This is a genomic window from Phenylobacterium sp. J367 (assembly GCF_024699985.1).
Taxonomy (GTDB): Bacteria; Pseudomonadota; Alphaproteobacteria; order Caulobacterales; family Caulobacteraceae; genus Phenylobacterium.
Map to the genome: position 1 here is coordinate 1,970,257 of NZ_JAJONA010000001.1, position 15,564 is coordinate 1,985,820.

11 protein-coding genes are annotated in these 15,564 nt (G+C 70.0%); 6 read left to right on the forward strand and 5 right to left on the reverse strand.

All coding sequences use genetic code 11. From position 1 onward, the window contains the following. The first annotated feature begins 41 nt into the window (after positions 1-41). The 5 genes from nhaA (at position 42) to LRS04_RS10695 (ending at position 4,825) form a co-directional block, all read left to right on the forward strand. Positions 42-1,241 carry a Na+/H+ antiporter NhaA gene (nhaA, locus tag LRS04_RS10675; RefSeq protein WP_257816348.1) on the forward strand — a complete coding sequence of 400 codons (1,200 nt, stop codon included), beginning with the start codon at positions 42-44 and terminating at the stop codon, positions 1,239-1,241. 150 nt (positions 1,242-1,391) lie between these two features. Continuing rightward, on the forward strand, positions 1,392-1,634 hold the full coding sequence (locus LRS04_RS10680; protein WP_257819074.1) for an MAPEG family protein: 243 nt from the start codon (positions 1,392-1,394) through the stop codon (positions 1,632-1,634). Positions 1,635-1,849: 215 nt separating this feature from the next. Beyond that, entirely contained in the window at positions 1,850-2,329 is a 480-nt protein-coding gene (locus LRS04_RS10685; RefSeq protein ID WP_257819075.1) for an ankyrin repeat domain-containing protein, read from the forward strand. Positions 2,330-2,336: 7 nt separating this feature from the next. Beyond that, positions 2,337-2,696, forward strand: coding sequence for an ankyrin repeat domain-containing protein (locus LRS04_RS10690; RefSeq protein ID WP_257816349.1), 360 nt, complete (start codon positions 2,337-2,339; stop codon positions 2,694-2,696). A gap of 116 nt (positions 2,697-2,812) precedes the next feature. Next, positions 2,813-4,825, forward strand: a complete 2,013-nt coding sequence (locus LRS04_RS10695; RefSeq protein ID WP_257816350.1) for a redoxin domain-containing protein — start codon at positions 2,813-2,815, stop codon at positions 4,823-4,825. A 1,942-nt stretch (positions 4,826-6,767) separates the two neighbouring features. On the opposite strand, the gene LRS04_RS10705 is transcribed toward LRS04_RS10695, so the two are convergent. The 5 genes from LRS04_RS10705 to LRS04_RS10725 form a co-directional block, all read right to left on the reverse strand. Next, entirely contained in the window at positions 6,768-8,462 is a 1,695-nt protein-coding gene (locus LRS04_RS10705) for an AraC family transcriptional regulator (RefSeq protein ID WP_257816351.1), read from the reverse strand. Positions 8,463-8,579: 117 nt separating this feature from the next. Continuing rightward, positions 8,580-9,668, reverse strand: a complete 1,089-nt coding sequence (locus tag LRS04_RS10710) for an acyl-CoA dehydrogenase family protein (protein ID WP_257816352.1) — start codon at positions 9,666-9,668, stop codon at positions 8,580-8,582. A gap of 213 nt (positions 9,669-9,881) precedes the next feature. Next, a complete protein-coding gene (locus LRS04_RS10715; RefSeq protein ID WP_257816353.1) occupies positions 9,882-11,090 on the reverse strand; it encodes an acyl-CoA dehydrogenase family protein in 1,209 nt (402 codons plus the stop codon). Between the two features lie 46 nt (positions 11,091-11,136). Continuing rightward, positions 11,137-12,342 carry an acyl-CoA dehydrogenase family protein gene (locus tag LRS04_RS10720; RefSeq protein WP_257816354.1) on the reverse strand — a complete coding sequence of 402 codons (1,206 nt, stop codon included), beginning with the start codon at positions 12,340-12,342 and terminating at the stop codon, positions 11,137-11,139. 96 nt (positions 12,343-12,438) lie between these two features. Further along, complete coding sequence (locus LRS04_RS10725; protein ID WP_257816355.1) at positions 12,439-13,653, reverse strand: acyl-CoA dehydrogenase family protein; 1,215 nt, start codon at positions 13,651-13,653, stop codon at positions 12,439-12,441. Positions 13,654-13,797: 144 nt separating this feature from the next. Between LRS04_RS10725 and LRS04_RS10730 the strand changes: the two genes are divergently transcribed. Continuing rightward, positions 13,798-15,495: a bifunctional lysylphosphatidylglycerol flippase/synthetase MprF gene (locus LRS04_RS10730; RefSeq protein WP_257816356.1), complete on the forward strand. Its 1,698-nt coding sequence runs from the start codon at positions 13,798-13,800 to the stop codon at positions 15,493-15,495. Positions 15,496-15,564 lie beyond the last annotated feature (69 nt).

Here is a 15,564-nt window from a genome sequence, read left to right on the forward strand (position 1 = left end):
AACCGGACGCCACGACCGCTCACCCAAGCAGGGAGGCCGCCGTGGCGCGCAGACTGACCTTCAAATTCCTCCGCACCGAGGCGGCGTCGGCCAGCTTCCTCGCCGTGGCCGCCCTGGCGGCGCTGATCGCCGCGAATTCGCCTTTGGCCGGGCAGTACTTCGGCTTCCTGAAGAGCGAGCAGGCGCTGCATCTCGGGCCGCTGGTGCTGTCGATGACCGCCGCGGACTGGGTGAAGGAAGGCCTGATGTCGGTCTTCTTCCTGGTCGTCGGCCTGGAGATCAAGCACGAGATCCTGCGCGGCGAGCTCAGCGATCCGCGGAAGCTGGCGACGCCGGTGATCGCCGCCATCGGCGGCATGCTGGGGCCCGTCGCGGTCTATCTGACGCTCGCCGCCACGGCCGGCGCGCCGGCGGCCGGCTGGCCGATCCCGACGGCCACCGACATCGCCTTTGCCCTCGGCGTCCTGGCGCTGGTCGGGCGTGGCCTGCCGTCATCGCTGCGCATCTTCCTGCTCACCCTGGCCATCGTCGACGACCTGGGCGCCATCGTCCTGATCGGCCTCCTCTACAGCGGCGGCACGGACTGGTCGCTGGCCGGCGCCGCGGTCCTGCTGCTCGTGGTCCTGGGCGGGGTCGCCCAGCGCATGCGCGTGCCGACGCCGGTCTGGGCCCTGGGCTTCGCCACGGCCTGGTGGCTCACCGTGCAGGCCGGACTCTCCACGTCGCTGATGGCGGTCGCCTTCGCCACGATCGTGCCGCTGAAGCCGCGCCGCGAGGATGGCCAGAGCCCCTTGCAGGAGGCGATGCACGACCTCCATCCGTGGAACGCCTTCCTGGTGCTGCCGATCTTCGCCTTCGCCAAGGCCGGCGTCTCGATGGCTGGGCTGACGCTCGCCCAGGCGCTCGCCCCCCTCGTCGTGGCCATCGCGCTTGGCCTCTTCCTCGGCAAGCAGGTGGGCGTGATGGTCGCGGTGTGGCTGGTCACGAAGCTGCGGATCGGCGCGCGGCCGGAAGGCGCGACCTGGCTCCAGCTCTACGGCGTCAGCCTGCTGTGCGGGATCGGCTTCACCATGAGCCTGTTCATCGGCGCCCTGGCCTTCCCCGGCGACGCCGCCGACCTGCAGACGGAGGTTAAGCTGGGCGTCCTGGGTGGCAGCCTGCTCTCGGCCATCGCCGCGGTGGTGGTCCTGCGGCTGGCCGGACGCCCGGCCCGCGCCGCCATGGCGGAGGCGGCCGCCTGATGTCCTTCGAGGCGTGGATGCTGTTCGGGGCGATGCTCCTGGGGCTCGTCCACCTGACCGCCGCCGCCTTCAGCTTCAAGGCGCAGGTGGGCAACGCCTATACCGTCGGCCCGCGACGCCGACCTGCGCCCGGCGGGCGTCGCCGCCCGGCTGGACCGCGCCCAGCGCAACTTTCTGGAGACCTTCCCGATCTTCGCGGCCGCCGTCCTGCTGCTGGAGGTGCTGGACCGGACCGGCTCGGCCCTCGGCGTCTGGGGCGCCGGCCTCTATCTCGCCGGGCGCGTGCTGTTCCTGCCGCTCTACGCCGCCGGCCTGCCCTGGATCCGGACCTTCAGCTGGAACGCCGCGACGCTCGGCCTCGCCCTGGTCCTGGCGGCGGTCGTCGCCGGGTAGACGCGGCAGACGCGGACCTGCGGCCGCGAGCGATCACATCTTACGTATGCGGAGCATTTGGCTCGCATCCGGCTGCGACCCTGGCTATCGTCTACCCATTTTGGGGAGAAATGTTGTGCGTACCAGACTGGCCCGCGCCGCCCTCGTGGCGGCCCTCTTGCTTCCGTTCACCGCGATCGCCGACCTCCTGGGACAACTGGCGATACGCGGTGAAGATGGGGCAGGACGCCGAGGTCGTGCGGATGCTCGACGCCGGCCAGGACATCGACATGCAGAACGAGGAGGGTTGGACCGCCCTCCACGTGGCGGCCGAGGACGGCAACGAGCGGATGGTCCGCTACCTGCTGGCCCGCGGCGCCAGGACGGATCTGAAGACGACCCGGGGCCGCACCGCCTACGACGTGGCCGAAGGCTATTCGGCGATCCGCGCCGCGATCCGGGCGAAGATGGCCGCGCCGGTCGACCCCTTCGCGCCCTACCTGGGCGGCGGCGGGCAGGCCCCCGGGCCTTGCCGCCGCGCCCGCGCCGCCGCCGAGGACGCCGACCACCGCGCCGGGGCGCGGCGGAAATGGGGCCTGCGCCGCCGCCAACGCCAACCCCGCCAACGACGGGCGCACCGCGGCCACCCGCCCGCGCCTGCAGGCCCGCGACGCCGTCTGGTACAACCAGCCGGACGAGCTGGCGGCGCTGCTTGACGACTGCGTGGGCGTCAATTCGAAGGACACCGACGGCGGCACGCTCCTGCACGTGGCCGCCGAGCGGAACCGGGTCGACATCGCCCGCCTGCTGATCGCCCGGGGCGCCAGCCGCACGGCCACCGACGGCGCCGGCAAGCGTCCCGCCGACTACGCCGCCTCGCCGGAGATGCGGGCGCTGCTCGGCCCGGGCTCGCCGCCGCCGGCCTCGCGGCCGGCCGCCACGCCGGCCGCCGCGACCACCGAGGCCTACTGCAAGCAGATGTGGCACGAGGCCACCGCGCTCTGCGGTCTCGGCGCCGACCGCTGCACCATGACCGCCAGCACCCGCTACAGCGCCTGCCTCAAGAAGGGGACCTGGTACTAGCCGCGGCGGTCGCCCGAACAGGGCCGACATTCGAAGTTGACGATAGCGTCATCTATTTGTGTTGTCGGTGATAAGAAGACTAAGGTGCTGCAACACCCCCGGGAGGAACAAGAACCATGCGCCGTGGAACCGCTGCCGTCGGGCTCATGCTCGCCGCTTCGATTGGACTGGCCGCCGCGGCGGCCAAGGCGCCGGCCGCGAACCCGGCGATGACGGCCGCCGGCACGGTCGACAACTTCCGGCTGGTGACGGCGGCGGGACGCTCCGAGGACCTCTACCGCTACCAGGACGCCAAGGCCGTGGTCATCGTGATGCACGCGCTGGGCAGCCCCGAGGTGCGCAAGAACGCGCCGGCGCTGGCCGCGCTCGCGGCGAAATACGAGCCGCAGGGCGTGAAGGTCCTGATGCTGAACTCGACGGCGAAGGACAGCCGCGAGGCAGTGTTGGCCGAGACGAACGCGCTGGGGCTCGGCGCGGTGCCGGTGATGATGGACGAAAACCTGCTGGTCGGCGACCAGCTGGGCGCGACGCGCGTCTCCGAAGTCTTCGTGATCGATCCGAAGTCGTGGAAGACGGTCTATCACGGCGCCCTGACCGCGCCCGGCAAGGGTGACGTGGCGGCCAAGGCCCTGGACGCGGTGATCGCCGGCAGGCCCGTGGCGATCGCGCAGGTTCCGGCGACCGGGGCGGCGATCAGCTTCCCCGACCGCTCGCCGGCCGCCCAGGCCCGCTTCGCGAAAATCTCCTACGCCAAGGAGATCGTGCCGATCCTCGAAGACAAGTGCGTCGCCTGCCACCAGCAGGGCGGCATCGCCCCCTTTGCCTTCGACAGCTACGAGAAGGTGAAGGGCTTCTCGCCGATGATCCGCGAGACCATCCGCACCGACCGGATGCCGCCGTGGGACGTCGACCCGAAGGTCGGCCACTTCAAGAACGACAAGAGCCTGACGCCGGCCGAGATCAAGACCCTGGTCCGCTGGATCGAGGCCGGCGCGCCGCGCGGCGAGGGCGCCGACCGGCTGGCCCAGGTGAAGCACGTCGCCCCCGACTGGCCGCTGGGCAAGCCCGACATGGTCATCGAGATCCCGTCCTTCGTGATCCCGGCCCAGGGCATCGTCGACTACCAGTATCCGGTGATGGACAATCCGCTGAAGGAAGGCCGCTGGCTCAAGGCCTCCACCGCGCGGGTGCAGCAGCGCCAGGGCGTCCACCACATCCTGTCGGGCTACATCCCGCCGGGCCAGGACAAGCTGGGCGGCATGGCCAACTGGGGCGGCAGCGTCGGCGGCTACACCGTCGGCATGGAGAGCATTGTCCAGCCGCCGGGCATCGGCAGCTACATCCCGGCCGGCGGCTCGATCGGCTACCAGATGCACTACACGCCGTTCGGCAAGGAAGTGAACTCGACCCAGCAGATCGGGCTCTACTTCTACAAGCCCGGCGAGATGCCTGATCTGGTGATGCGCGAGAACACCATCGTGCAGTCGTTCATCAAGATCCCGGCCAACGCCGAGGCCCACGAGGAAACCAGCTATCTGGAATTCCCGCACGAGGCGCTGCTCTACTCGGCGGTGGTGCACGCCCACTATCGCGGCACCTACTCCAACCTGAAGATCCGCTATCCGGACGGGACGGAGAAGATGCTCCTGAACGTGCCGAAGTACGACTTCAACTGGCAGCGGATGTACGAGTTCGCCGAGCCTATCAAGGTGCCGGCCGGCTCGAAGCTGATCGCCACCTACATCTACGACAACTCCAAACGGAACCCGGCCAACCCGGACCCCAGCCAGGAAGTGGTCTGGGGCGACCAGTCCTTCGAGGAGATGTTCTTCACCCAGCTCCGCTACCGCTGGGTCGACGAGACGGCCGCCAAGCAGACCGACTACGACGAGCAGATGCTCAAGGGCCGCCTGATCGGCATGATGGACGCCAACCTCGACGGCAAGGTCCAGGTCGCTGAGCTCAAGGGCGGCATCGGCGACGCCATCCGGCCGCGCTTCGCGCTCGCCGACGCCAACAAGGACGGCGGGATCGACAAGAAGGAGTTCGAGCCGATCCTGGCCATGATGGGCAACGGCCGCCGCAGCCGCGCGCCCGCGCCCGCGCCGGAGAAGGTCGCCGAGAAATAGTCAGCGGCCTCGGGGCGCGCCGGGCGCAGGCCCGTCCGGCGCTGACCGCGGCCCCCACGGGCCGCCCCCCTGGTCGACCCGCGCGCCTACGGCTCCTGCCGGAGGGCGTCTATCCGGTAGGTCTTCGGCGTCATCCGCCCCAGCCGGCCCTCGATCCGGCGGACCTCCCAGGGCATCGCGTCCGTATAGGTCGTCCGCCGCCCGCCCTAAGCCGCAAGCCGTGCGGAGGCGACTGTGTCGTGACGCACGCCCTGACTTCCCAGAGCGGCGACAGGCGTGCCGGCCCGAAGTTTGGCCAGACGCAGGTTGCGCGCACCGCGAGCGCAGCACCCCACAGCTCAGAAGTCAGCCGTCACCGCGAGCGACACCCGGCGCGGGCTCGGCAGCACGAACGCGCCGCTGCCGGCGACCTCCCACCCACGGTCGTCGGTGACGTTCTGGACGAGCAGGCGAGCCACCGCCCGGCCGTCTCCCACCCCGAACCGCCAGCGCGCCCCGAGATCCAGGGTGGTCCGGCCGCCGACCGTGAATTGCCGCCCGCCCAGCGTCGCCTGCGGCGCGGCCCCGGCCGCCCGGTCGCCGACGCCGAGCAGGGCCAGGTCGAGCGAGAGGTTCGGGACGGCCGCCGGCTGCCAGTCGGCGTTCAGGCGCAGCTGCCGTTCGGGTCTGCCGACCGGCCGGGGACCGATCTGCTTGAGGTCGACCAGTTCACCGGTGACTTCCGCGTCCAGCAGGACGGCCCCGGCAATGAGCGTCAGGCCCTTCGCGGGGCTTCCCGCGAGTGAAAGCTCCACGCCCCGGTGTCGGACCTCGCCGAGCTCGCGATAGACCTGCGACGGGTCGAGGTTGAAGTACGGCTTCTGCACGTCGAACACGCCCGCCACCAGTGTCATGCCGAGCGGAGCCTTCCAGCGCAGGCCGGCGTCCTTCTGGGTCGTGCGCAGGGCGGGCGGGGCCTCGTTGCGGTTGACCGCGTTCTCGGGCGCCACCGGACTTTCCTCCAGGCCGACGGTGTAGCCCGCGTAGGCCGAGAGCCGGCCGCTGAGCTGAAGCGCCAGGGCCCCGTCGTAGAGCCAGGGGCTGTCGCTGGAGACCACCTGCGGCCGTCCCGGCGACGCCGTCGTCTTCCGGTAGTCCGCCCTCTGAACGCCCAGCCGGAGCTCGCCGCGGCCGGCCCACGCCCCGTTATAGGCGAGGCCGAGAGTGGTCTGGCGCACCTCGTCCCGGCTCTGGGGGCCGAAGGCGATGGCCGGCTCGGGCAGGTGGGCGGCGTCTTCGTAGAGGCTGCCCCTTCCGAGCGCCTGCACGACGCTGCCGCCGTAGGCGCGCTCGGCGGCCCGGGCCCGCGCCGACAGGTGAACCGCGTGGCTCCGCGGTCCCTCGTCGCCCGTCCAGGTCGCCCGCACCTCGCCGGAGTTGGATGCGAAGGTCTGGTTCTCCGCTGCGGACAGGAACCGGTCTGCCGCACCGTCGGGCTCCAGGTTGCGGAGCAGCAGAGTTCGCTGGCGAGGGTTGTCGTTCTCGACGCGAAAGATGCCGGCCCGCACGTTCCAGGCGTCCGTCGCGCGCCTGGTGAGCAGCGCGCCGTAGAGCGGCCGGAACGCGCTGCTGTGGACCCAGTCGGGGGCGAGGTTGCGGGCCGGCGGCGCCCGGCGGCCCGAACGGCCGTCGGTGAACACCAGCGGCGTGGAGCGCAGGCTCGGGTAGTCGAACACGCCGGCGAAGGGCTGGACCAGAAGCCGGTCCGAAGGGCTCCAGTGCAGCACGCCCCCGGCGCCATAGTAGACGTCGGGATTGTTGGCGATCTGCTCGTCGGCGCGGTAGGTGACGCCGCCGGCGAAGCCGAGGCGACCTTCGGACAAGGGCTGTTGCGTATCGATGGTGACAGCGCGCGTTGAGAACGGCCCCGCCTGGGCGCTGACGCTCACCACGCCCGTCTCCCCTACACGCCGCAGGGTGTAGTCCGCGATGCCGGTCGGGGCGGGGAACGGATAGCCCTGCGCGGTGATGCCCACCCGCAGGCTGGACCCGGAGACGAGGCGGCCGCTGAAGCCGATCGGGTTGTCGATGTAGATGCCTTCGAGGCGGATGTTGCCGGCCGCGGTCGGGCTGAAGCCGCGCGCGTCGCCGTCGTTGTAGAGCCCGATGCGTTCGTTGCCGATGCTGGTGCCGAAGGCGTCCTGCGCCGACCGGACCGCATTCTCGTCGGCGCGCTGGGCGTGGGCCGCGCCGGCCCAGAGGAAGGCGAAGGCGACAATGGCGGCTCCGGTTCGGAGGTCGGAACGGCGGTTGGTTCTACGCTGACGCACGATGAATTCCCTGGCTGTGGCTCCTCGCCACCCAGCCGGGGTGCGCGCCGCCTGGCGCGCCGCGTTTCGAAAACGGCTAAGCGGATCCTGAAATCGGTGAGGGGGCCAGGCTCGCCCCGGAGGCGCCCGCGACCCTCGCGGTACTCGCTGGGCGTGACGCCCTCGGCCGCTTTGAAGGCCCGGTTGAAAGGACCGAGGGACCCGAAGCCCGCGTCCATCGCGATCGTCGAGATCGGCACTGTCCTTTGAGCGGGGTCGGTCAGCGCCGCCTTCGCCTCCGCCAGACGGTAGCCGTTGAGGTAGGCATTGAAGTTCCGGTAGCCGAGCCGCCCGTTGATCAGCCGGCGAAGGGCGTACTCCGGCGTCCCGACGCGCGCCGCCAGAGCGCCGATGCTGAGGCCTTCGAGGCGATACACGCGCTCCTCCTCCATCAGTCGCTGGAGACGGCTCAGGGTCCGCGCCTCGCCGGGCTCCACATAGACCAGACCGTCACTGTCCGTTCCGGTCACGGGCCGGATGGCGACCCGCGGCGCGTCGAAGAGGCCGTCCGAGCGGAGGCCCGAGACGAGGAGCGCCATGCCGATCGCCATGACGAACAGCCGGATGACGTTCAGGTCGGCTGCGAACGCCGGCGGCGTCCCAGGCGCGATGTAGGAGGCCGTGACCCCCATGATGAGCACGCTGCTCAGCACCACATAGGCGATCCGCGCGCGTCGCCGGGGTTCGACGAGGTCGCCGCCGCGGCCCTGCCAGGCGCTCCAGGCGGCGGCCGCGGCGAGCATGAGGTGCGCCGCCTGCCGCGGAAGGCCCATCCAGTCCGTATCGAGGGCGAACCTGTCGCCGAGGTGCCAGATCGCGCCCCACACGACCGTGCCGCCCCACACCGCCCACTCCAGAGGCCGCATCCGAAAGCCGTCGTCGAACAGCGCGCGGGAGAACAGCCAGAAGGCCGCGTATTTGCCGTGCGAGATCACCCAGATCGGCGACGCCCACACGAGACTCCAGGAAACGAATGGCTCGGTGTTCAGCGCCCACCATCCCGTGCTGGCGCAGAACAGAGCCCCAAGTCGCGCCTGGGTCCGGCCGCGACCGTCGCGCAGGAGGATGACGGCCAGGAGCAGGAACGTCGTAACCGCCCCGCCCCGCAGCACCGTTTCGATGAATTCCGGCATGCGGTCATCCTCCCCGCCCCGGATGCGACGTGCAACCGCCGGGCTCGGCAAGCCATTCGCGACGTCAGCCTGGCTGCTGGGCTGGCGACCTCCGGACATCGACCAGCCTGGCGCTGAAACGCGCTGGACGACGTCAGCTTTCAGGCGGGACGCCAATGTCTCCGCGTGGCGCCTGCCTGACCCCAAAGGAAAGCCCCTCCGCCATCCCTGGCGGAGGGGCTCTCATCCCCAGACCCCCGGCCCGCACTCCGCGCGGGCCGAAGCTCATATTCCTCAGTACCCGTGGATCTTCGCGTAGCGGTCCCGGTGGTAGCTCTGGTTGCCGAAGGCCGCTTCCGCCGCCCGGGCGCGCTTCAGGTAGAAGCCGGCGTCGTGGGCGTCGGTCATGCCGATGCCGCCGTGCATCTGGACCATCTCGTTCGACACCAGGTGGAAGGTGTCGCCCATCTTGGCCTTGGCCAGGCTGACCAGCTCCGGCACGTCGGGCGTGTCGTTGTCGATGGCCGCCAGCGCAGCCTCGACCGCCGAGCGCGCCAGCTCCAGGTCGGTGAACATCTTGGCCGCGCGGTGCTGCAGCGCCTGGAAGGAGCCGATCACCTGGCCGAACTGCACGCGGGTCTTCAGGTAGTCGAGGGTGGTCTCGAAGGCCTGGGTGGCGGCGCCGAGCATCTCGGCGCTGAGGCCGGCGCGGGCGCGGTCCAGCACCTTCTCGAGCAGGGCCGAGCCGCCCTCAAGCTTCTCGGCCGGGGCGCCCTCGAACGTGACGTTGGCCGCGCCGCGGCTGTCGGCCAGCGACAGGCGCTGGCGGGTGACGCCGGGGCCGTCGGCCTTCACGAGGTAGAGGCCGATCTCGCCGCCTTCCTTGGCCGAGACCACGAAGACATTGGCCGCCATGCCTTCCAGCACGAAGGTCTTCTTGCCGGTCAGCTTGCCGCCCGAGACGGTGGCTTCGACCTTCTCGGGGTTGTGGTGCGGGCCCTCGTCGACGGCGAGCGTGCCGACCGCCGAGCCTTCGGCCAGCTTCGGGAGCCATTCCGACTTCTGGGCGTCCGACCCGCCGAGGATCAGGGCCGACGAGGCCGCCAGGCCCGAGGCCAGCAGCGGCGAGGCGGTGAGCGTGCGGCCGAGCTCCTCCAGGATCAGGCCCAGCGACAGGTAGCCGAAGTTCGAGCCGCCGTACTCCTCCGGGATGATCACCCCAGCCCAGCCCATCTCCGCCATCTCGTTCCAGGCGGCGGCGTCGTAGCCGAGCTCCACCCCGCTGTCGCGCATCTTGCGGAACGCGGTGACCGGGCTCTTCTCCTGGACCCAGCTCTTCGCCGCGTCCTTCAGCATGCTCTGTTCTTCGTTCAGAACGGCCATTGGTGTCTTTCCTCGAAATCCTATTCCGCTCGTCCCGGCGAAAGCCGGGATCCAAGCTGAGTTGAAATGGGCCCGTCCCCGCCGTCGCTCCGCCGGGAGCCCGCCTGGATCCCGGCTTTCGCCGGGATGAGCGGAGGGGCGGAACCGTCCCTCGCGGGTAGAGAACCCGCGGTGACGTGAAGGAAGGGAAGGGCGGTCGTCATCAGGGTCCGGTCAGCTCGCCTGCGTCAGGTCGGGCAGGCCGAGGATGCGCTTGGAGATGATGTTGTTCTGCACCTCCTGGGAGCCGCCGTAGATCGTCACGGCCTTGCCGCCGAGCCAGCCGCGGACGGCCGTCAGCTCGTCGGCCGAGAAGGCGTCGCCCTCCCAGCCCAGGCCCTGGTAGCCCATGATCTCCAGCGCCAGCTCGGCGCGTTCCTGCATCACCCGGGTGCCGGCGTTCTTCATGATCGAGGTCGCGGCGCTCGGGCCCGAATTGCCCTTGCTCTCCAGCATGGCGCGGATGGCCGTCTGCTGGAAGGCGCGGCCCTCCATCTCGTTCTGGATGATCCGGGTACGGAGATCGCGGTCGGCGATCCGGCCGGTCTCGTCGAGGCCGACATACTCCTTGGCGAGCTGCACCGGCCCGCGGCCCATCCCCATCCGACCGCCGCCGCCGGCGCCCGACAGCCCCGACCGTTCGTGCTGCAGCAGACGCTTGGCGATCGTCCAGCCGCCGTTCAGCGGCCCGACGAGCTGATCCTTCTCCACGCGCACGTCGGTGAGGAAGGTCTCGCAGAACGGGCTGTTGCCGCTGATCAGCTTGATCGGCCGCACTTCCACGCCCGGCGTCTTCATGTCGAACAGCACGAAGGAGATGCCTTCGTGCTTCTTCGAGGTGTCGGTCCGCACCAGGCAGAAGCACCAGTCGGCGTATTGCGCGCCGCTCGTCCAGATTTTCTGGCCGTTAACGAGGTAATGGTCGCCCTTGTCCTCGCAGCGGGTCTGCAGGGAGGCCAGATCAGAGCCGGCGCCCGGCTCGGAGAAGCCCTGGCACCACTGGATCTCGCCCTTCACGATGGACGGGATGTGCTGCTGCTTCTGGGCCTCGTTGCCGTATTCCAGCAGGGTCGGGCCGAACATCATCACGCCCATGCCGCCGATCGGGTTGTAGGCCCCGGCGCGGTTCAGCTCCTGCTGGATCACGCGCGCCTCGGCGCCCGAGAGTCCGCCGCCGCCATACTGCTTCGGCCAGGTGGGGACGCCCCAGCCCTTCTCGCCCATGGCCTTGCGCCAGGCTTCCTGGTCGGCCGAGGGCTTGGTGCGCTCCTCGCGCATCATCGGGTTCGGCTGGCCCTTCAGGCCCGCCGGGAAATTGGCCTCGATCCAGCTCCGGGCTTCCGCCCGGAAGCCCTCGAGGTCCTGGCCTCCGAAATCCGCCATCTGAAATACGTCTCCCGAAAAATAGGTCGTTCGAAAAAGGTTCGGCTCAGCGGCTCTGGGTCAGCTCCGGCAGCCCCAGGATCCGCTTGGAGATGATGTTGTTCTGGATCTCGGTGGAGCCGCCGAAGATCGTGAAGGCCTTGGCCGAGAGCATCGAGCGCATGGCCGTCAGCTCGTCCGGCTTGAAGCCCTCGCCCTCCCAGCCGAGGCCCTGCGAGCCGAAGATCTCCACCAGCAGCTCCTGGCGGTCCTGGCCGGCCTTCATCGAGGCGTTCTTCATGATCGAGGTGGCGGCGCTCGGGCCCTGGTTGCCCTTGGCCTCCACGGCGATCCGGCGTGCGGTGAGCTGCACGAGCCGGTTGTCCATCTCGTGCTGGATCACCCGGGAGCGCAGGTCGCGGTCGGCCAGCCGGCCGGTCCCGTCGACGCCCACATAGTCCTTGGCGATCTCATGCACCGCCGCCGGGGCCGGGCCATTCTGCCGGTTGCCCATGCCGTTGCGCTCGAACTGCAGGAGCCGCTTGCCGATGGTCCAGCCGCCGTTCAGCGGCCCCATCAGGTTCTCTTTCGGCACCTTCACGTCGGTGAAGAAGGTCTCGCAGAACGGGCTGTTGCCGGCGATCAGCTTGATCGGCCGGACCTCGACGCCCGGGCTCTTCATGTCGATGAGGAGGAAGCTGATCCCTTCGTGCTTCTTGGTGTTGTCGGTGCGCACCAGACAGAAGCACCAGTCCGCGTACTGGGCGCCGGACGTCCAGATCTTCTGGCCGTTCACGAGGTAGTGGTCGCCCCTGTCCTCGGCCTTGGTCTGCAGCGAGGCCAGGTCCGAGCCCGCGCCCGGCTCCGAGAAGCCCTGGCACCAGCGGATCTCGCCGCGGACGATGGGCGGGATGTGGCGCTGCTTCTGCTCCTCGTTGCCGTATTCCAGCAGGGTCGGGCCGAACATGCCGATGCCCATGCCGCCGATCGGGTTCACCGCGCCGATGCGGTTCATCTCGTCGGCGAGGACGCGGGCCTCGGCGGCGGTGAGGCCGCCGCCGCCGTACTGTTTCGGCCAGGTCGGCGCGCCCCAGCCCTTGTCGGCCATGCGCTGTTTCCAGACCGCCTGGTCGCCCGTGGGCTTGGCCGGGCTCTGGACCGCCGCGGATTGCGCGTCGGTGTCGGCCCCGAGGGCCTTGGGGAAGTTCTCGTCGAGCCAGGCGCGCGCTTCCGCGCGGAAGGCGTCGAGATCGGCGCCGCCGAAATCCGCCATCACCAAATCTCCCTATGAATTCAATATTATAGTTCTTCTAATACCTGATCGTACCACGCCCTTTCGAAAGTCCGGAATCGGCCGCCCCGTCCGCCTCTATTTCGGATCGGGCAGGCCGAGCACCCGCTTGGAGACCACGTTCAGGTTCACCTCGCTGGTGCCGCCCTCGATGGAGTTGGCCTTGGTGCGGAGCCAGCCCCGCACCGCGGTGAGCTCCGGGGTCGCGAAGCCTTCGCCGGTCCAGCCGAGGCCCTGGTTGCCCAGCGCCTCGATCATCAGCTCGGACCGCTCCTTGGCGAGCTCGGCCGCGGCGTACTTGATGATCGACGTCGCGGCGCTGGGCCCGTTGCCGGCCCGGCTCTCCGCCGCCGACCGGGCGATGGTCAGCCGCAGCGCCTGGAAGTCCATCTTGTTGCGGGTGATCTTCGAGCGCAGCTCGCCGCCGTCGTAGGCGAGGGCGTCATACTGCTTGGCGATCTGGGCGAGGTCGCCGGCCGCGCCGCCCGCCGAACCGCCCTCGCCGAAGCCGGCCGAGATGTTCTGCCGTTCGTACTGGAGCAGGCGTTTGGCGATCTCCCACCCGCCGTTCAGGCGCCCGACCAGGTTGCCCTTGGGGATCTTCACGTCGGTGAAGAAGGTCTCGCAGAACGGGCTCTCGCCGGAGATCAGCGGGATCGGCCGCGTCTCCACGCCCGGCGTCCGCATGTCGATCAGCACGAAGGAGATGCCCTCGTGCTTCTTCGTCTGGTCCGTGCGCACCAGGCAGAAGCACCAGTCCGCCTTGTCGGCGTAGGACGTCCAGATCTTCGAGCCGTTGATCAGCCAGTGGTCGCCCTTGTCCTCGCACTTGGTGGCGAGGCTCGCGAGGTCGGAGCCCGCGCCCGGCTCGGAGTAGCCCTGGCACCAGCGGATGTCGCCGTGGACGATCTTCGGCAGATGCTCCTGCTTCTGCTCCTCGTTGGCGTATTCGAGGAGCACGGGCCCCAGCATCCAGATGCCGAAGGAGAGCAGGGCCGGGCGATAACGCCCGCGGGCCATCTCCTGGTCCAGCACCCGGGCCTCGGCCGGCGAGAGGCCGCCGCCGCCGTATTCCTTGGGCCAGGTCGGCGCGGTCCAGCCCTTGTCGGCCATCCGGCGCTGCCAGACGATCTGCGGGTCGGCGCTCTCGCCCTCGAACCGCCGGCCGCCCCAGACGGCCTCGGGGTCCGTCTTCGCGCCGGGGTCCTTCAGCTCGGCCGGATAGTTGGCCTCCAGCCACTCGCGCACCTCGGTGCGGAAGGCGTCCAGCTCGGCGCCGCCGAAGTCGGCCATGGCCGTCTCCCCTTGCTCTAGAAACACGTCTCGGAACGAGCCGCCACCTTAGCGCCGACGGCTCTCCGGGCAAGCGGAACCGAACAGTTGTTTGAAGATCGTCGCGCCCCGCGCGCGGCGCGGGCGCGATGCTATAAGGCCTCGATGCGAATCCTCCGGGACCTGAAGCCCGCCGCCTTCGCCGTCGCTCCGTGGACCGCGGCCCTGCTCACAATGGCCGCCGGCGCGATGCTGCTGGCCTCGGGCGCGATGCCGTCCGAGCCGTTCCGCTTCGTGAAACTGCTGGAGATCACTCCGGTCTTCCTGATCGAGCTCAGTCACTTCCTCGACAGCGTCCTCGGTCTGGCCCTCGTCCTCGTGGCCTTCGGCCTGCGCGCCCGGCTCGACGCGGCCTGGGCCACGACCATGCTCCTGCTCCTGGTGGCGGCGTCGCTGTCGCTGCTGAAGGGCCTCAACTGGGAGGAGACGGTGTTGCTAGTCCTGCTGGCGGCGCTGCTGGCGCCGTTCCGCGGCGCCTTTCCCCGCACCGCCCGGCTGAGCCGCATGGAGATCACGCCGGGGTGGCTGGTCTCGGCGCTGGCGGCCGTGGCCGGCGCGGGCCTGCTCGGCCTCTGGTCCTTCGAAAACGCCGACTATGGCGAGATGCCCTGGTGGCGGGTGATGGCCGACGCCGACGCCGCCCGCTCGGTGCGGGCCTGGGCTGGGGCGGCGATCGCGCTCCTCGCCTTCGGGTTCTGGCGGCTGATCGCCTCGGCCGCCAAGCCGCCGGTGGTGGGTGAGGCCGACCCGGAGTTCCACCGGGTCCGGGAGATCCTCGCGTCGGCCGAGGTCGCCGAGCCCGGTTCGAACCTGGCCCTCCTGGGCGACAAGCGCTTCCTGTTCTCGGCCAGCGGCGCGAGCTTCTTGATGTTCGGGGTGAGGAGCCGCAGCTGGATCGCGCTCGGCGGGCCGGTCGGCCGGCAGGACGAGCGCTCGGAGTTGGTCTGGCGCTTCCGGGAGCTCGCCGATTCTCACGCCGCCCGCCCGGGCTTCTACGGCCTCACCGCGGAGGACCTGCCCGAGATCGTCGAGCTCGGCTTCTCGATCCAGAAGGTCGGCGAATACGCCCTGGTGCCGCTGGAGACCTTCTCGGTCGAGGGCCGCAAGCGCGGCAACCTGCGCCGGGCCTGGCGCAAGGCCGGGGAGGACGGCTGCACCTTCAAGGTGCTGCGCGGCGACGAGGTCCGCGACCTGCTGCCGGCGCTGCGGGCGATTTCCGACGAGTGGCTGTCCAGGCACGCCGGCGGGGAGAAGAGCTTCTCCATGGGCGGTTTCGCGGAAGCCTATGTGGCCGAGTTCCCGGTCGGCGTCGTCTTCCTGCACGGCCAGCCCGTGGCCTTCGCCACCCTGTGGACGACGGCCCGGAAGAGCTCGTTCTCCATGGATCTCATGCGCTACGGCGAGGCCGCGCCGCGCAATGTCATGGACTATCTCTTCGTCGAGCTGATCGAGTGGGGGCGGTCGGAAGGCTACGACGCCTTCGACTTCGGCATGGCGCCGCTCGCCGGGCTCGACGACCGGCCGCTCGCCCCGATCATGTCGCGGGTCGGCCGCCTGCTCTTCGAGCGCGGGGAGGAGATCTACAACTTCCAGGGCGTGCGGAAGTACAAGGACAAGTACGATCCGCTCTGGCAGCCACGGTACGTGGCGGCCCAGCACCGCTGGATCATTCCGCTGGTGCTGGCCGGCGTCGGCCTGCTCTCCTCGGGCGGCATCGCCAATCTCGCCAAGCGGCCGAAGAAGGAGGCACCGGCGAACCCGCCGGAGCCCGCCCTTGCCTCGGACGTCAGCGTCCCGTCGTGACGCCCAGCAGGTTCACGGCGTGGACCAGCATGACGATCACGCCCAGCGCTCCGGCGACCATGATCGGCC